18 protein-coding genes are annotated in these 15514 nt (G+C 61.6%); 12 read left to right on the plus strand and 6 right to left on the minus strand.

Annotation, left to right across the window (positions count from 1 at the left end):
- Positions 1 to 19 precede the first annotated feature (19 nt).
- Positions 20 to 1534, minus strand: a complete 1515-nt coding sequence (gene betC, locus GDV60_RS01005; RefSeq protein WP_104911265.1) for a choline-sulfatase — start codon at positions 1532 to 1534, stop codon at positions 20 to 22.
- A gap of 103 nt (positions 1535 to 1637) precedes the next feature.
- On the opposite strand from betC, the gene GDV60_RS01010 reads away from it, so the two are divergent.
- From GDV60_RS01010 to GDV60_RS01035, 6 genes are all read left to right on the plus strand, one after another.
- On the plus strand, positions 1638 to 2561 hold the full coding sequence (locus tag GDV60_RS01010) for a LysR family transcriptional regulator (protein ID WP_159906009.1): 924 nt from the start codon (positions 1638 to 1640) through the stop codon (positions 2559 to 2561).
- 108 nt (positions 2562 to 2669) lie between these two features.
- A complete protein-coding gene (locus tag GDV60_RS01015) occupies positions 2670 to 2996 on the plus strand; it encodes a DOPA 4,5-dioxygenase family protein (protein WP_029290249.1) in 327 nt (108 codons plus the stop codon).
- Between the two features lie 163 nt (positions 2997 to 3159).
- Positions 3160 to 4125 (plus strand): 2-dehydro-3-deoxygalactonokinase, encoded by a 966-nt coding sequence (locus tag GDV60_RS01020; RefSeq protein ID WP_159906011.1) that lies wholly within the window; start codon positions 3160 to 3162, stop codon positions 4123 to 4125.
- Between the two features lies 1 nt (position 4126).
- Positions 4127 to 4747: a 2-dehydro-3-deoxy-6-phosphogalactonate aldolase gene (locus tag GDV60_RS01025; protein ID WP_092232355.1), complete on the plus strand. Its 621-nt coding sequence runs from the start codon at positions 4127 to 4129 to the stop codon at positions 4745 to 4747.
- Between the two features lie 48 nt (positions 4748 to 4795).
- A complete protein-coding gene (gene dgoD / locus GDV60_RS01030; RefSeq protein ID WP_029290255.1) occupies positions 4796 to 5944 on the plus strand; it encodes a galactonate dehydratase in 1149 nt (382 codons plus the stop codon).
- A gap of 138 nt (positions 5945 to 6082) precedes the next feature.
- Positions 6083 to 7399, plus strand: coding sequence for an MFS transporter (locus GDV60_RS01035; RefSeq protein WP_133715185.1), 1317 nt, complete (start codon positions 6083 to 6085; stop codon positions 7397 to 7399).
- Between the two features lie 117 nt (positions 7400 to 7516).
- Here GDV60_RS01035 and trpA read toward each other — a convergent pair whose 3' ends face one another.
- The gene (gene trpA, locus GDV60_RS01040) at positions 7517 to 8326 is read right to left on the minus strand and encodes a tryptophan synthase subunit alpha (RefSeq protein WP_029290259.1); all 810 of its coding nucleotides are present in this window, start codon (positions 8324 to 8326) and stop codon (positions 7517 to 7519) included.
- Positions 8326 to 9552 (minus strand): tryptophan synthase subunit beta, encoded by a 1227-nt coding sequence (gene trpB / locus GDV60_RS01045; protein ID WP_154908008.1) that lies wholly within the window; start codon positions 9550 to 9552, stop codon positions 8326 to 8328. Before trpB ends, trpA begins: the two co-directional genes overlap by 1 nt.
- Before the next feature lie 109 nt (positions 9553 to 9661).
- Between trpB and GDV60_RS01050 the strand changes: the two genes are divergently transcribed.
- Positions 9662 to 10558 carry a LysR family transcriptional regulator gene (locus tag GDV60_RS01050; protein WP_133715184.1) on the plus strand — a complete coding sequence of 299 codons (897 nt, stop codon included), beginning with the start codon at positions 9662 to 9664 and terminating at the stop codon, positions 10556 to 10558.
- On the opposite strand, the gene GDV60_RS01055 is transcribed toward GDV60_RS01050, so the two are convergent.
- Complete coding sequence (locus GDV60_RS01055) at positions 10555 to 10881, minus strand: YqjD family protein (RefSeq protein WP_003170746.1); 327 nt, start codon at positions 10879 to 10881, stop codon at positions 10555 to 10557. The genes GDV60_RS01050 and GDV60_RS01055 overlap by 4 nt on opposite strands.
- A 155-nt stretch (positions 10882 to 11036) precedes the next feature.
- Here GDV60_RS01055 and GDV60_RS01060 point away from each other — a divergent pair, with 155 nt between their 5' ends.
- Both GDV60_RS01060 and GDV60_RS01065 read left to right on the plus strand, forming a co-directional pair.
- The gene (locus tag GDV60_RS01060; RefSeq protein WP_029290270.1) at positions 11037 to 11252 is read left to right on the plus strand and encodes a dodecin; all 216 of its coding nucleotides are present in this window, start codon (positions 11037 to 11039) and stop codon (positions 11250 to 11252) included.
- 113 nt (positions 11253 to 11365) lie between these two features.
- Positions 11366 to 11590, plus strand: a complete 225-nt coding sequence (locus GDV60_RS01065) for a DUF1161 domain-containing protein (protein ID WP_104911268.1) — start codon at positions 11366 to 11368, stop codon at positions 11588 to 11590.
- Positions 11591 to 11648: 58 nt separating this feature from the next.
- Here the strand turns inward: GDV60_RS01065 and GDV60_RS01070 are convergent, their stop codons facing one another.
- Positions 11649 to 12650, minus strand: a complete 1002-nt coding sequence (locus GDV60_RS01070) for an LLM class flavin-dependent oxidoreductase (protein ID WP_159906013.1) — start codon at positions 12648 to 12650, stop codon at positions 11649 to 11651.
- Between the two features lie 211 nt (positions 12651 to 12861).
- On the opposite strand from GDV60_RS01070, the gene GDV60_RS01075 reads away from it, so the two are divergent.
- Positions 12862 to 13293 carry an OsmC family protein gene (locus GDV60_RS01075; RefSeq protein ID WP_029290276.1) on the plus strand — a complete coding sequence of 144 codons (432 nt, stop codon included), beginning with the start codon at positions 12862 to 12864 and terminating at the stop codon, positions 13291 to 13293.
- Positions 13294 to 13502: 209 nt separating this feature from the next.
- Entirely contained in the window at positions 13503 to 13742 is a 240-nt protein-coding gene (locus GDV60_RS01080) for a DUF1161 domain-containing protein (protein ID WP_159906015.1), read from the plus strand.
- Here GDV60_RS01080 and GDV60_RS01085 read toward each other — a convergent pair whose 3' ends face one another.
- Positions 13743 to 14171 (minus strand): hypothetical protein, encoded by a 429-nt coding sequence (locus GDV60_RS01085; RefSeq protein WP_029290280.1) that lies wholly within the window; start codon positions 14169 to 14171, stop codon positions 13743 to 13745. It abuts the gene before it with no gap.
- An 87-nt stretch (positions 14172 to 14258) separates the two neighbouring features.
- Between GDV60_RS01085 and GDV60_RS01090 the strand changes: the two genes are divergently transcribed.
- The gene (locus GDV60_RS01090) at positions 14259 to 15302 is read left to right on the plus strand and encodes an aminopeptidase (protein WP_159909163.1); all 1044 of its coding nucleotides are present in this window, start codon (positions 14259 to 14261) and stop codon (positions 15300 to 15302) included.
- Positions 15303 to 15514: the final 212 nt, after the last annotated feature.

Here is a 15514-nt window from a genome sequence, read left to right on the forward strand (position 1 = left end):
GGCCTTCCCCTTACTGGATTTATTGGTTTTGGCAGGGTTGTGGATAACGAGCCTTGCGCTCCAGATCGTCGAGGTCGATATGGTTGCGCATGTACTGCTGGCTGGCGTCGACCAGCGGCTGGTGATCCCAGCTCTTGAGTTTGCCCACCGCCAAGGCTTCGCCTACCAGACGCCGGCGGCGCTGGCTGGCGAGCACTTGCCGGTGGATCGCGGGCATGTCCCATTTGGCCCGCGCCTCGGCCAGGAAGGCTTCAAACAGCGGGCGATGGGCTGGCGACTGACTGAGTTCTTCCTGCTCACGAGGGTCGCGGTGAACATCGAACAACAAGCAGGGATCGTCCTCGCTATAGATGAATTTGTAGGCGCCGCGGCGAATCATCATCAGCGGGCCGATGGTGCCTTCGGCCATGTACTCGCCGAACACTTCGTCATGCCCGCCCTGCCCTTGCAAGTGCGGGACCAGTGAGCGGCCGTCCAGAGGCAGGTCGGCGTCCAGTTCACCGCCGGCCAACTCCACCAGGGTCGGCAACAGGTCGGCGGTGGACACCGCCGCGCTCACCCGCCCGGCCTGGAATTGCCCTGGCGCACTGACCAGCAGCGGCACGCGGGCGGCCATTTCAAACCAGTGCATTTTGTACCAGAGCCCACGCTCGCCGAGCATGTCGCCGTGGTCGCCGGAGAACACGATGATCGTGTCTTCGGCTAGGCCAGTGTCTTGCAAGGTTTGCAGGAGTTTGCCGACATTGCTGTCGATGTAGCTGCACGCGCCGAAGTAAGCCCGCCGTGCATCGCGGATCTTATCCACTGGCAGCGGCTTGTCCCACAGGTCGTAGACCTTGAGCAGACGCTGGGAGTGCGGATCCTGGTCGGCCTGGGCCGGCGTTGTAGGCATCGGGATGTCGTTATCGTCGTACATATCCCAGAACGGCTTGGGAATGGTGTACGGGTCGTGGGGGTGGGTCATGGAGACCGTCAGGCAGAACGGCTGGTCGCCGTCCTCGCGAATATGGTCGAACAGGTATTGCTGGGCCTTGAACACCACCTCTTCGTCGAAATCCAGTTGGTTGGTGCGCACACAGGGGCCGGCTTGCAGCACCGACGACATATTGTGATACCAGGTGGGGCGCACGTCGGGCTCATCCCAGTTCACCGCCCAACCGTAGTCGGCGGGGTAGATATCGCTGGTGAGGCGCTCTTCGTAGCCGTGCAACTGGTCCGGCCCGCAGAAATGCATCTTGCCCGACAGCGCCGTGCGATAGCCGAGGCGACGCAGGTAGTGGGCGTAGGTCGGTACATCGGCGGGGAAATCCGCCGCGTTGTCGTAGGCGCCGATCTTGCTCGGCAACTGGCCGCTGACCAGGGTAAAACGCGACGGCGCACACAGCGGGCTGTTGCAGTACGCGGCGTCGAACACCACGCCTTGTGCGGCCAGGCGGCTGAGGTTGGGCAGTTTGATTGGCGAAGGACCGTAGAACGGAAGCAACGGCGCGGCCATTTGATCGGCCATGATGAAAAGAATGTTCTTGCGCTTCATGGTTTCGCGGCATTCCATAGTCAATATTTATGCGATTGAGCATGCAGGCCATGGAAAACGTGGTAAAGCCCATGAAAAGCAATGTCTAGGATAAGTACTGCTTATGTATGAAGCCCTGGGAAACCTGTCGCTGGACCTGCTGCGTGCCTTTGAAGCCGCGGCCCGTCATCGCAGCTTCACGGCAGCAGCGATGGAGCTGGGCACTACCCAGCCGGCGGTCAGCCAGCAGATCAAGCGCCTGGAGGACCAGCTGGCGGTGCGTCTGTTCGACCGTATCTACCGGGGCATCGAATTGACGGATGCGGGCAGGCTGTTGTTCGAGCACGTGCAGGCTGGGTTGCAGAGCATGGATGCGGGCCTGGGGTTGATCACCCAGCAGGACCAGCACGAAGTGTTGCAAGTGGCGACCGACTTCGCCTTCGCCGCCTACTGGCTGATGCCGCGCCTGCATCGCTTTCATGAGGCCAACCCGCAGGTGGATGTGAGCCTGGTCACCAGCGAGCGCAATCACGCGACCTTGCGCAGCGATATCGACGTAGCCGTGTTGTTTGGCGATGGGCGTTTTCGCCAGGGGCACAGCCAGTGGTTGTTCAGCGAAGAAGTGTTCCCGGTGTGCAGCCCGCAACTGCTCAAGGGCCGCACCACGCCGCTGTCGCTGCAGAGCCTGCAGCAATTGCCGTTGCTGCACCTGCGCCAGGAAAACAATAGCCAGTGGTTCGACTGGAACGGGGTCTTTCGCGAACTGGGGATCAGCGCCGCACCGACCCCGGGACCGCTACGTTTCGACAATTACACGCTGCTGATCCAGGCGGCGATTGCCGGCCAGGGTGTGGCCATTGGCTGGCGCCACCTGGTGGATAACCTGCTCGAGCAGAACTGGCTGTGCCGGCCGATTAGCGACACGGTGATCTCGCGCTTTGGGTATTACGTGGTATTGCCCCAGCGCAAACGGCGTGGGCAGTTGATCGAGCGGTTTGTCGACTGGCTGGCGGCCGAACAGGCCAGCAGCCTGATGCCGCCCGATTGAGGGGGCTTGTCCCCTTGCCACAGAGTTGCCTCATCGCTGAGCCTCCCAGGCTTGGCCTGCCGTCGATTGCGGTCTAGGATCGGCCGATCAACGAGTCCGGAGCCAGTCATGCAACGTATCAAGGGTTATCACGCCCATATCTACTTCGACGCCAGCACGCTCGATCAGGCGCGCAAGCTCTGTGAAGAAGCGGCGGCCATCTTCCCGGTGCGCATGGGGCGCATGCATGAGCGTGCGGTGGGGCCGCATCCGGACTGGAGTTGCCAGTTGGCCTTCGACCCGCAGTACATCGGCGTGGCGTTGCCGTGGTTGGCCCTCAATCGCAACGGTTTGGTGGTGTTTCTGCACCCGGATACCGGCGATGATCTGAAGGACCATACCGACTACGCGATCTGGATGGGGGCCATGCGTCCGTTGGATTTGTCTATTTTTTAACCAGTTCCTGTCGGTCGAATCCTCACGTTCATGTGCGAAGCAAAGCACGGGGACGTGGGGATTTTTTCTGCGATGTTCCACTATATGGGATATGTATTTATATATTGAGATATTCCGGGCCTTAGGTTTATATTCGGCCATCTGCCACATTCCAGGTGAAGCGATGCCGGCGCAATTGATCGCGCTCGATTGGGGAACCAGTTCCCTTCGTGCTTATAAACTCGGCCCCGATGGCCAGGTCCTTGAACAGCGCTCGCTGGCGTCGGGGATCATGCATTTGCCCAGTGAACCGCGGTTGATTGCCGGCGTTCACTGCAGTGATGGTTTTGAGCTGGCCTTTGATGCCGCGTGCGGCGACTGGCTCGACGCGCAGCCCGGTCTGCCGGTGATCGCCTGCGGCATGGTCGGCAGCGCCCAGGGTTGGAGCGAAGCGGCCTATCGCCATACGCCGGTCGACGTTGCCAGCCTGGGCCTGGCGCTGCACAAGGCGCGCAGCCGGCGCGGTGTCGATGTGCATATCGTGCCCGGCGTGATCGAGCAGGTCGGTTTGCCCAACGTGATGCGCGGCGAAGAAACCCAGGTGCTCGGCGTGCTGCAAAGCTTTGCGGCCAGCGCTGAGTTATTGATCGGCCTGCCCGGCAGCCATTCCAAATGGGTCGAGGTAATCGCAGGTCGCATCACCCACTTTGACACCTTCATGACCGGTGAGCTGTTCGCGGTGCTGAGCACTCACAGCATTCTCGGGCGCACGCAAAAGATCTCCGGGCAGTTCCAGGCTGAGGCCTTTGACCGAGGCGTGCGCGTGGCGCTTTCACAGGACGGCCAACGCGGTGTGCTGTCGACGCTATTCAGCGCGCGCACGCTGGGGCTGACCGCCGAACTGGCTGCGGAGCAGCAGTCGGACTACCTGTCCGGCCTGCTGATCGGCCATGAACTGGCCGGCTTGCCCGACCGTACTCGCAACACGCCGATCATCCTGGTAGGCGCCACCGCCCTCTGCGCCCGTTATCAACGCGCCCTCGCCCTGTGTGGTTTCAGCCAAGTCAGCCTCGCGCAACAAGCGACCGAGCGCGGCCTGTGGCAATTGGCGCTGGCCGCCGGGCTTACTCAACCTGCAATCGAGGCCTGACATGCTCAAGCAAGCACTCACACACAACGGTTTGATCGCGATCCTGCGGGGCCTGCGCCCGGATGAGGCCGGCGCTGTCGGCCAGGTGCTGTACCAGGCAGGGTTGCGGGTAATCGAAGTGCCGCTCAACTCGCCCGATCCCTACACCAGCATCCGCACCCTGCGTGAGACGTTGCCCGCCGATTGCCTGATCGGCGCCGGCACGGTGCTGACGCCCGAGCAGGTGGAACAGGTGAAGGCGGCCGGTGGCCAGGTCATCGTCATGCCCCACAGCGATGCCAAGGTGCTACGTGCGGCAAAAGCTGCGGGCCTGTACCTGTCGCCCGGCGTTGCGACCCCCACCGAAGCCTTTGCCGCCCTGGCCGAAGGTGCCGATGTGCTGAAGCTGTTTCCGGCCGAGCAAATGGGCCCAGCAGTGGTCAAGGCCTGGCTGGCGGTGTTGCCGGCCGGCACGGTATTGCTGCCGGTGGGCGGGATTACCCCAGACAACATGCAAGTGTTCGTCGACGCCGGGGTCAAGGGGTTTGGCCTGGGTTCCGGGCTGTACAAGCCCGGCATGACGGTCGAGCAGGTGGCGAGCCGTGCCCAGGCGTATGTCGCTGCCTGGAACGCCCTGAACTGAGTGTGCCTGGCACCCCAGGTGCCGCATCCGACAAGAGAGAACAAGAAGATGAAAATCACCAAACTGACCACCTTCATCGTGCCGCCGCGCTGGTGCTTCCTCAAAGTGGAAACCGACCAGGGCGTGACCGGTTGGGGCGAGCCCGTGGTTGAAGGCCGCGCCCACACCGTGGCGGCCGCTGTCGAGGAACTGTCCGACTACTTGATCGGCAAAGACCCACGCAACATCGAAGACATCTGGACGGTGCTGTATCGCGGCGGCTTCTACCGCGGTGGCGCGATCCATATGAGTGCGCTGGCGGGCATCGACCAGGCATTGTGGGACATCAAGGGCAAGGCCCTCGGTGTGTCGGTCAGCGACCTGCTGGGCGGCCAGGTGCGGGACAAGATCCGCGTCTATTCGTGGATCGGCGGCGACCGCCCGGCCGACACCGCCCGCGCCGCCAAGGAGGCCGTGGCCCGTGGGTTTACAGCGGTGAAGATGAACGGCACCGAGGAGCTGCAGTTTCTCGACACCTTTGACAAGGTCGACCAGGCCCTGGCGAACGTAGCCGCCGTGCGCGATGCAGTCGGGCCGAATGTCGGCATCGGCGTGGACTTCCATGGCCGCGTGCACAAGCCCATGGCCAAGGTGCTGATGAAAGAGCTGGATGCGTACAAGCTGATGTTCATCGAAGAACCGGTGCTGAGCGAAAACTATGAAGCGCTCAAAGAGCTGGCGCCTTTGACCAGCACCCCGATTGCCCTGGGTGAGCGGTTGTTTTCGCGCTGGGACTTCAAGCGTGTGCTCAGCGAAGGTTACGTCGACATCATCCAGCCGGACGCGTCCCACGCCGGCGGCATCACCGAAACCCGCAAGATCGCCAACATGGCCGAGGCCTACGACGTGGCCCTGGCGCTGCACTGCCCCTTGGGGCCGATTGCTCTGGCGGCGTGCCTGCAACTGGACGCGGTTTGCTACAACGCGTTTATCCAGGAGCAAAGCCTGGGCATTCACTACAACGAAAGCAACGACCTGCTCGATTACGTACGCGACCCGGGGGTTTTTGACTACGACCAGGGCTTTGTGAAGATCCCCAATGGGCCAGGGCTGGGGATCGAGATCAACGAGGAATATGTGATTGAACGGGCCGCCATCGGCCATCGCTGGCGCAACCCGATCTGGCGGCATGCCGATGGCAGCTTTGCCGAGTGGTGATAACGCGGTCCATGTGGGAGCTGGCTTGCCAGCGATAGCGATGTTGAATGTTCCACCGCCATCGCAGGCAAGCCAGCTCCCACCTCCCCATCAGATAGCCGTCAACCGACCTCAATAAACATAATAAGAGGCTCCCCCATGCACCCTGAAACCCTCACCGGGCAGGCATCTTTAGTCACGCCCAGCCGCAAGCGCTACTTCATCATGGTCCTGCTGTTTATTACGGTGGTGATCAACTACCTGGACCGCAGCAACCTGTCGATTGCCGCGCCGGCCCTGACCAGCGAACTGGGGATCGACCCGGTGCATGTGGGGCTGATCTTCTCGGCGTTCGGCTGGACCTACGCCGCCATGCAAATCCCCGGCGGCTGGCTGGTGGACCGGGTGCCGCCGCGCATTCTCTACACTGTCGCCCTGCTGTTGTGGTCCATCGCCACGGTGATGCTGGGATTTGCCGCCAGCTTCATTGCCCTGTTCGTGTTGCGCATGGCAGTGGGCGCCCTGGAGGCGCCGGCCTATCCAATCAACAGCCGGGTGGTCACCAGTTGGTTTCCCGAGCGTGAGCGCGCCACGGCCATTGGCTTCTACACGTCGGGGCAGTTCGTCGGGCTGGCATTCCTCACCCCGGTGCTGGCCTGGTTGCAGCACCACTATGGCTGGCACATGGTGTTTATCAGCACCGGCGCGGTAGGCATTCTCTGGGCGCTGGTGTGGTATGCGGTGTACCGCGAGCCGCGCGATTTCAAAGGGGTCAACAGCGCGGAAATCGAGCTGATCCGCGCAGGCGGCGGGCTGGTGGACCTGGATGCACAAACCGCCAAGCGCAAGGCGCCGTTCAGTTGGGTCGACCTGGGTATCGTCCTGACTAAACGCAAGCTATGGGGCATCTACCTGGGCCAGTTCTGCCTGAACTCGACCTTGTGGTTTTTCCTGACATGGTTCCCCACCTACCTGGTGAAATATCGCGGCATGGACTTCATCAAGTCCGGCCTGCTCGCGTCGCTGCCCTTCCTCGCGGCGTTTGTCGGGGTGCTGTGTTCCGGGTTGTTTTCCGACTGGCTGATCCGCCGTGGCGCCTCGGTGGGTTTTGCGCGCAAGTTGCCAATCATCAGCGGCCTGCTGATCTCCACGGCGATCATCGGCGCCAACTTCGTCGACTCGACGCCGTTGGTGATCGCGTTCCTGGCGGTGGCGTTTTTCGGCAACGGGCTGGCGTCGATCACCTGGTCGCTGGTCTCGACCCTGGCGCCAGCGCGGTTGTTGGGATTGACGGGTGGGGTGTTCAACTTCATCGGCAACCTGGCGGCGATCACCACGCCCATCGTCATTGGCTTCCTGGCCACGGGCGACTCGTTTGCGCCGGCGATTACCTACATTGCAGTGTTGGCGTTGCTGGGGGCGCTGTCCTACATATTGCTGGTGGGCAAGGTCGAACGTATCGAGCTGAGGGAATAAAGCTGTTGTAGGAGCGAGCTTGCTCGCGAAGATCGTCAACGATAACGCGAGCATCCTGGATGAGCGCGTTGTCTTGGCGTTTTTCGCGAGCAAGCTCGCTCCTACAAGGGGTGGGGATTATTTACGGGCGTTGCGTACACCTTCCGACAAGGCTGCACACAGGCTCAACACCCCATCAATCGCTTGCTGGTCGTTGCTGGCATTGGCGATATGGTCGATCAGTGCCGAGCCCACTACCACACCGTCCGCCAGGCGGGCGATGGCAGCGGCTTGTTGCGGGGTGCGGATGCCAAAGCCGATGCTGATCGGCAGGTCGGTATGGCGGCGCAGGCGGCCGACCGCTTCTTCGACGTGTTCCAGGGTGGCGGCACCGGCACCGGTCACACCGGCTACCGAGACGTAGTACACAAAACCCGAGCTGCCGTTGAGCACCGTCGGCAGGCGTGCATCGTCGGTGGTCGGCGTGGTCAGGCGGATAAAGTCGATGCCCGCGGCCTGGGCCGGGTCGCACAGTTCGCTGTTATGTTCCGGCGGTACGTCGACCACGATCAGTCCATCGACGCCGGCTTCTTTTGCGTCAGCGATAAAACGTGGCACGCCGTACATGTGGATCGGGTTGAAGTAGCCCATCAACACCAGCGGCGTATCGCTGTTGTCCTTGCGGAACTCGCGCACCATTTGCAGGGTTTTCACCAGGTTCTGCTTGGCGCCCAACGCCCGGATGTTGGCCAGTTGGATCGCTGGGCCGTCGGCCATCGGATCGGTGAAGGGCATGCCCAGCTCGATCACATCGGCGCCGGCTGCCGGCAAGCCCTTGAGGATCGCCAGGGAGGTGTCATACCCCGGGTCGCCAGCGGTGACGAAGGTCACCAGGGCGGCACGGTTTTGTTCCTTGAGTTGCGCAAAACGGGTTTGCAGGCGGCTCATCAGTGTTTCTCCTGCTTGGCGGTTTCCATATGGTGCATCACGGTCTGCATGTCCTTGTCGCCACGGCCCGACAGGTTGACCACCATCAGGTGATCCTTGGGCAGGGTCGGGGCGCGCTTGAATACTTCGGCCAGGGCGTGGGCGCTTTCCAGTGCCGGAATAATCCCTTCCAGGCGACAGCATTTGTGGAAGGCGTCGAGGGCTTCGTCGTCCGTTACCGAGGTGTACTGGACGCGGCCGATGTCGTGCAACCACGCATGCTCAGGGCCGATGCCGGGGTAATCCAGGCCCGCGGAAATCGAATGGGCGTCGATGATCTGGCCATCGTCGTCCTGCAACAGGAAGGTCCGGTTGCCGTGCAGCACGCCCGGTACGCCGCCGTTGAGGCTGGCGGCGTGCTTGCCGGTTTCGATGCCGTAGCCGGCCGCTTCGACGCCGATGATCTCGACACTGGTGTCATCGAGGAACGGGTGGAACAGGCCCATGGCATTCGAGCCACCGCCGATGCAGGCCACCAGGCTGTCCGGCAGGCGGCCTTCCTGGGCTTGCAACTGGGTGCGGGTTTCCTTGCCGATCACCGCCTGGAAGTCGCGCACCATCGCGGGGTAAGGGTGCGGGCCGGCCACGGTGCCGATCAGGTAGAAGGTGCTGTCGACGTTGGTCACCCAGTCACGCAGGGCTTCGTTCATTGCATCCTTGAGGGTGCCGGTGCCGGCCACCACGGGGATCACTTCGGCGCCCAGCAGCTTCATGCGGAACACGTTGGCCTGCTGGCGCTCGATGTCGGTGGTGCCCATGTAGATCACGCATTGCAGACCAAACCGCGCGGCGACGGTGGCGGTGGCCACGCCGTGCATGCCGGCGCCGGTCTCGGCGATGATGCGTTTCTTGCCCATGCGCCGGGCCAGCAGGATCTGGCCGATGCAGTTGTTGATCTTGTGCGCGCCGGTGTGGTTCAGCTCTTCGCGCTTGAGGTAGATCTTGGCGCCGCCGCAGAATTCGGTCAGGCGTTCGGCGAAGTACAGTGGGCTTGGGCGTCCGACGTAATCGCGCTGGAAGTACGCAAGTTCTTCGTTGAAGGCCGGATCGATCTTCGCCGCTTCGTATTCGCGGGCCAGGTCGAGGATCAACGGCATCAGGGTTTCCGCCACGTAGCGGCCGCCGAACGCGCCAAACAGGCCGTTGGCGTCAGGGCCGTTGCGTAAATCGGTCTGGGACTGAGTCATGGGGCGCTCCAGGAGCAAAGTGTGGGAGAGGCAATGACGGCCACTCTACCTCTGACGCTTGACCGTGAAAACCGATAAGATCGCCACAACCTGTCAGGAAAACTCACATATGAGCCGAGACCTTCCCCCGCTTAACGCCCTGCGTGCATTCGAAGCCACTGCCCGCCTCAACAGCGTCAGCCAGGCTGCAGAGCAATTGCATGTGACCCATGGCGCTGTCAGCCGACAACTGAAAGTCTTGGAAGAACATCTTGGGGTGAGCCTTTTCGTCAAGGATGGGCGCGGCATTAAACTCACAGATTCCGGTGTGAGGCTGCGCGATGCCAGCTTCGAGGCGTTCGAGCGCTTGCGCGATGTGTGCGGGGAGCTGACCCAGAGCAGCGCCGACGCGCCGTTTGTGCTTGGCTGCTCTGGCAGCCTGCTGGCGCGCTGGTTTATCCCGCGGCTGGGGCGCTTGAATGCCGATTTGCCGGATTTGCGCCTGCATCTGTCGGCGGGCGAAGGCGACCTTGATCCACGGCGGCCTGGCCTGGACGCCCTGCTGCTGTTTGCCGAGCCCCCGTGGCCTGCGGATATGCAGGTATACGAACTGGCCAGCGAACGCATTGGCCCGGTGATGAGCCCACACTTTGCCCACTACCAAGCCCTGCGCCAGGCCCCTGCGCAGGCTTTGTTGGACGAGGCTTTGTTGCACACCACTTCACGCCCGCAAGCCTGGCCCAACTGGGCACAGCACCATGGCATCGACGCCGGCGCGTTGAAGTACGGCCAGGGGTTTGAGCATTTGTATTATTTGCTGGAGGCGGCCGTGGCTGGCCTGGGGGTGGCGATCGCCCCGCAACCGCTGGTGGCGGAGGACGTGCGTGCCGGTCGCCTGGTTGCGCCGTGGGGCTTTAGCCAGACCCCGGCGCAACTGGCGTTGTGGCTACCCAAGCGCGCCGCGGATGGGCGCGCTCGGCAGTTGGCGCAGTGGCTCAAGGCTGAGCTTGCGCGCCAACCGGTTTAGTCACCGCGTTTGCACAGCAGGTAGGCAGCCAGCAGGCCCAGTGCGCCAACGGCAACGCCGGCGGTGGTCCACGGGTGTTCCTGCGCATAGTCACGGGTGGCAACCCCGGTTTCGCGGATTTTGACTTTGCTTTCTTCGTAGGCATCGCTGATCAAGTGGCGAGAGTGCTTGAGGGCATTCTCGGCATTGCTTTTGAGGGCCTTCAGGGTTTTGCGCGACTCGTCAGACGCATCGTCCTTGAGGCTCTCAAGGGATTTGAGCAGGCTCGAAATCTCGGCTTCCATGCTTTCCAATGACGCTTTGCGTAAAGAGGTGTTGGCCATGTGGGCTCTCCTGGAGTGAATGAGTAACGTGTGTTGATTCCGACTGCGGGGGTTTCAGAAAGTGCAGTAAATCTGAACTTTCAAGTGAGATGTACCGCCAGAAGCAGTACGAAGAATCACTGCTAGGCTTCATTCAACCACCCAGGAGAACGCTCATGACTGATCATCACACCTATAAGAAAGTCGAACTGGTGGGCTCGTCGCCAACCAGCATCGAGGACGCCATCAACAATGCCCTGGCCGAGGCCAGCAAGAGCATCAAGCACCTGGAGTGGTTTGAGGTGACCGAAACCCGTGGCCACATCAAGGACGGCAAGGCCGCGCACTTCCAGGTGACCCTCAAGGTGGGCTTTCGTATTGCCAATAGTTGATAGGCAGGGTTGAACTTGCACGCTGGCCGATTGCCATAACCTGCGCGACACCTTGGGGCGCCGATGCCAAATGCATCGGCGTACATTTTTTGATCAGCGCAAGGAAGTAACGGATGAAGAAGTTTCTGTTAGCAGTAGGTTTGTTGAGCCTGGCAGGTACAGCCCTGGCGGCTGGCAAGGACTGTGGCGAGCTGAAAAGCGAAATCGAGGCCAAGATCCAGGCCAATGGCGCCTCCGGGTACACCCTGGAAATTGTCGATAAAGGCAGCGCAACCAACGGCGACGTGGTCGGCAGTTGCGAGGGCGGTACCAAGGAAATCGTCTACAACCGCGGGTGATCCCGTGTGGCAGACATAAAAACCGACGCCAGGGCGTCGGTTTTTTTGTGCCTGTGGATCAGCCTTTCATCACTTGCGCCAGCAGCTCGTAGGAATGAATCCGATCAGCATGTTCGTACAGGTCGCAGGTAAAGATCAGCTCATCGGCACCGGTTTGCTCGATCAATACTTCCAGCTTGGCGCGAATTTTCGCCGGGCTTCCGACCATGGCCAGGCCCAGGAAACTGCCTACCGCGTCCTTCTCATGGGGCAGCCACAGGCCGTCCATGCTATCCACCGGCGGGCGCTGCACCAGGCTTTGCCCCCGCATCAGGGCGAGAATGCGTTGGTAGACCGAGGTGGCCAGGTAATTGGCCTGCTCATCGGTATCGGCGGCCACCAGGGGGACGCCGAGCATCACGTAGGGTTTGTCGAGTACCGCTGAAGGCTTGAAGTGATTGCGATAGACGCGAATCGCCTCATGCATCATGCGCGGTGCGAAATGGGAGGCGAAGGCGTAGGGCAAACCGCGTTCACCGGCCAGTTGCGCGCTGAACAGGCTGGAGCCGAGCAGCCACACCGGTACGTTGGTGCCGGTGCCAGGTACGGCGATCACCCGTTGGTCGGGGGTGCGTGGGCCCAGGTACGCCATGAGTTCGGCCACGTCTTCGGGGAAGTCATCGGCGCTGCCGGAGCGCTCGCGGCGCAGGGCGCGGGCGGTCGTCTGGTCGGAACCGGGCGCGCGGCCCAGGCCCAGGTCGATACGGCCGGGGTACAGGCTTTCCAGGGTGCCGAACTGTTCAGCGATCACCAGCGGTGCATGGTTGGGCAGCATCACGCCGCCTGCGCCGACCCGGATGGTCGAGGTCCCGCCGGCCAGGTAGCCCAGCAGCACCGAGGTCGCGGAGCTGGCGATGCCATCCATATTGTGATGTTCGGCCACCCAGAAGCGGGTGTAGCCGAGTTTTTCCACGTGCTGGGCCAGGTCCAGGGAATTGCGCAGCGACTGCGCCGGGCTGCCATTGGCGCGCACCGGCACCAGGTCGAGGGTCGAGAACTTCACGTCGGACAACGGTTTCATAAGCCTGCTTCTCCTAAGGGCGCAGGCTTGTGACGAACCAAAACCTGCCGCTTCATGTGCATGCTCTATGCAATGAGGGCATATACCCGAGATTCAATAGCGAGCATGAAATTTCCTACTTGCGCGCTTGGTTTTTCCGACAGGGTGAACTTTGCCAGAGGTTCTATCCTCAGAACCTTACTGATGCACAACCACTGCTTGGGAGAACGCTATGAGTATTGTGAAAAAAGCCTCCGCACACTGGGAAGGCGACCTGAAAACCGGCCTGGGCTCTATTTCCACCGAAACCGGCGTACTGCGCGAAGCCCCCTACGGCTTCAAGGCCCGTTTCGAAGGCGGCAAGGGCACCAACCCTGAAGAACTGATCGGCGCGGCCCATGCCGGCTGTTTCTCCATGGCCTTTTCCATGATTCTCGGCGATGCCGGGCTCAAGGCCGACAGCATCGACACCCAAGCCGAAGTGACCCTGGACCAAGTGGACGGTGGTTTTGCAATCACCGCGGTCCATCTGGTCCTCAAGGCCAAGATCCCCGGCGCAAGCCAGGCGCAGTTCGATGAGCTGAGCAAAAAGGCCAAGGAGGGGTGCCCGGTGTCCAAAGTGTTGAACGCCACCATCACCCTGGATGGCACCCTCATCAACTGATCTGCGCAGGTCCAATGTGGGAGCGGGCTTGCCCGCGAAGGCGCTAGGTCAGGCAACAAATGTATTGGCTGACACACCGCCTTCGCGAGCAAGTCCCCTCCCACATTTTGTTGTGCGTTAAATCAGAACTCGCGTTTCGCAAATGTGGTCTCATACCCATGCAGCCTTTGGCGCACACCCGTGCGCAGCGCATTTAGGGAGCTTCACACATGAAACGTTTTGCCTTGGCGATTATCTGCGGTGCTTTGGCCACGTCGGCGCTGGCCGCGCCGAAAGACTGTGAAGAACTGAGGAGAGAGATCGAAGTCGACCTACAGGCCAAGGCGATCCCGTCCTACACGTTGGAAATCATCACCGCCGAAGAAGCCAAGAATCACGATGCAGCCATGATCGTGGGCTCATGCGAAAACGGCACCAAGCGCATCATCTACCAGCGCAACAATGACTGATCAGGGAATACAGTTGACGCTGCGCTCCTCTGCCAGCAACTGCCGTGCGGCGTCATACAGCCGGATGTTGGGGGTAAAGCCGAGCGAACGCCCTTCCAGGCGATAGCGCTGACCGGCTTCGAACTGGTCGTATTGCAGGGTGATAAAACACGTGCGCTCCTGGGGCTGGTTCAACCCGCCGCCCAGGCCTGCGCCGGCATACACTTCAAAATCAAAACGCACCATCAACTCGTGGCTGCCCGGTGGCACCTGGAAGTAGCGCCCATCATCGAGGGCTTTGCCGTCCAGGCGTTGCGCCATGACCAGCTTGGCGCCCGGTGTCGGGGTGGCGAAATCGACCCAGGCCTGTTGCGGGTCGGCCGGCGGGATCGGTGTGGAGGTGCAGGCGCTGAGAAAAATCGCCGCCAAGGGAAGCAGGAGCTGACGCATAGTGAGCACTCAAGCGTAGGAATCGTATGAGCATACCTCCTGTAAGCCCGTTAGTCTGGCAGGCCAATGACTTGGGAGCGGTTCGAAATGGTGCGGCGTTTATTGGCGGGGCTGGCGTGTGTGTTGCTCGGTGGTTGCTCCAGTGTCAGCTATTACAGCCAACTGGCCAGCGGCCAATGGCAACTGCTGCAGGCCCGCGAGCCGGTGGCCAAGGTGATCGCCGACCCGACGCGTGCGCAAGTTTTGCGGGAGCATTTGGCGCAATCCCAGAAGGCGCGGACCTTTGCCAGCCAAGCGTTGCACTTGCCCGACAACCAGAGCTACCGCCTGTACGCCGATATCGGTCGGCCGTACGTGGTCTGGAATGTCTTCGCTACCTCAGAATTTTCCTTGTCACCCCAGAACCATTGCTTCCCGATCGCCGGGTGCGTGGCCTATCGCGGTTATTACAGCCAAGGTGCCGCACGGGGCGAGGCTGCCTTGTTGCAACTGCGCGGCATGGATGTGTCGATTGGCGGGGTCGAGGCCTATTCCACTCTGGGCTGGTTTGATGACCCGATCATGAGTTCGATGATGCGCTGGGGCGAAGAGCGTCTGGCCACGGTGATTTTTCACGAACTGGCGCACCAGCGTTTTTATGTGAAGGACGACACTGAGTTCAATGAGTCATTTGCCACCTTTGTCGAACAGGAAGGCACCCGGCAATGGCGTACGGCCCGTGGCCTTGGGCCTGCGAGCGAGTCGGCCTTGAAGCAGCGCGACCAATTTACCCAACTGATCCTCGACACCCGCACCCGCTTGGAACGCCTGTATGCGCAGCCGTTGGCCGCCGATGCAATGCGCCAGGCCAAGGCTGTCGAGTTCGAGCGTTTGCGCCGTGAGTATCGGCAGTTACGCGACAGTCAGTGGGCCGGCGACCCGCGGTATGACGCCTGGATCAATCAGCCGATGAACAATGCGCGGCTGTTGCCGTTTGGTTTGTATGACCAGTGGGTGCCAGCGTTTGCGGCGTTGTTTCGCCGGGAGGGAGGGGATTGGCTGAAGTTCTACAGTGCTGTGGAACAGTTGGGTGGGTTGCCGGTTGCGCAGCGTAAATTGGCGTTGAAGCAGTTGGTAGGCGGTGACCTTTAGGGCCTCATCGCAGCATAAGTATCTACACAACTTTGCCGCAACGCCTAGATCCAGGCAGATGGCGCAGTTGTGGCGAGCGGGCTTGCCCCGCGCTGGGCTGCGAAGCAGCCCCAACAAGCCCACCGCGTTTCTTCAGATAAACCGCGATAGGCGGGTTTAGGGCTGCTTCGCAGCCCAGCGCGGGGCAAGCCCGCTCGCCACAGGAGAGTTCG

Source organism: Pseudomonas sp. DTU12.1, assembly GCF_009873475.1.
GTDB classification, from domain to species: Bacteria; Pseudomonadota; Gammaproteobacteria; order Pseudomonadales; family Pseudomonadaceae; genus Aquipseudomonas; species Aquipseudomonas proteolytica.

Excerpts from the sequence above, each read along its gene's own strand:
- betC (WP_104911265.1), bottom strand. The coding sequence starts at position 1,534 with ATGAAGCGCAAGAACATTCTTTTCATCATGGCCGATCAAATGGCCGCG.
- GDV60_RS01010 (WP_159906009.1), top strand. The coding sequence starts at position 1,638 with ATGTATGAAGCCCTGGGAAACCTGTCGCTGGACCTGCTGCGTGCCTTT.
- GDV60_RS01015 (WP_029290249.1), top strand. The coding sequence starts at position 2,670 with ATGCAACGTATCAAGGGTTATCACGCCCATATCTACTTCGACGCCAGC.
- GDV60_RS01020 (WP_159906011.1), top strand. The coding sequence starts at position 3,160 with ATGCCGGCGCAATTGATCGCGCTCGATTGGGGAACCAGTTCCCTTCGT.
- GDV60_RS01025 (WP_092232355.1), top strand. The coding sequence starts at position 4,127 with ATGCTCAAGCAAGCACTCACACACAACGGTTTGATCGCGATCCTGCGG.
- dgoD (WP_029290255.1), top strand. The coding sequence starts at position 4,796 with ATGAAAATCACCAAACTGACCACCTTCATCGTGCCGCCGCGCTGGTGC.
- GDV60_RS01035 (WP_133715185.1), top strand. The coding sequence starts at position 6,083 with ATGCACCCTGAAACCCTCACCGGGCAGGCATCTTTAGTCACGCCCAGC.
- trpA (WP_029290259.1), bottom strand. The coding sequence starts at position 8,326 with ATGAGCCGCCTGCAAACCCGTTTTGCGCAACTCAAGGAACAAAACCGT.
- trpB (WP_154908008.1), bottom strand. The coding sequence starts at position 9,552 with ATGACTCAGTCCCAGACCGATTTACGCAACGGCCCTGACGCCAACGGC.
- GDV60_RS01050 (WP_133715184.1), top strand. The coding sequence starts at position 9,662 with ATGAGCCGAGACCTTCCCCCGCTTAACGCCCTGCGTGCATTCGAAGCC.
- GDV60_RS01055 (WP_003170746.1), bottom strand. The coding sequence starts at position 10,881 with ATGGCCAACACCTCTTTACGCAAAGCGTCATTGGAAAGCATGGAAGCC.
- GDV60_RS01060 (WP_029290270.1), top strand. The coding sequence starts at position 11,037 with ATGACTGATCATCACACCTATAAGAAAGTCGAACTGGTGGGCTCGTCG.
- GDV60_RS01065 (WP_104911268.1), top strand. The coding sequence starts at position 11,366 with ATGAAGAAGTTTCTGTTAGCAGTAGGTTTGTTGAGCCTGGCAGGTACA.
- GDV60_RS01070 (WP_159906013.1), bottom strand. The coding sequence starts at position 12,650 with ATGAAACCGTTGTCCGACGTGAAGTTCTCGACCCTCGACCTGGTGCCG.
- GDV60_RS01075 (WP_029290276.1), top strand. The coding sequence starts at position 12,862 with ATGAGTATTGTGAAAAAAGCCTCCGCACACTGGGAAGGCGACCTGAAA.
- GDV60_RS01080 (WP_159906015.1), top strand. The coding sequence starts at position 13,503 with ATGAAACGTTTTGCCTTGGCGATTATCTGCGGTGCTTTGGCCACGTCG.
- GDV60_RS01085 (WP_029290280.1), bottom strand. The coding sequence starts at position 14,171 with ATGCGTCAGCTCCTGCTTCCCTTGGCGGCGATTTTTCTCAGCGCCTGC.
- GDV60_RS01090 (WP_159909163.1), top strand. The coding sequence starts at position 14,259 with ATGGTGCGGCGTTTATTGGCGGGGCTGGCGTGTGTGTTGCTCGGTGGT.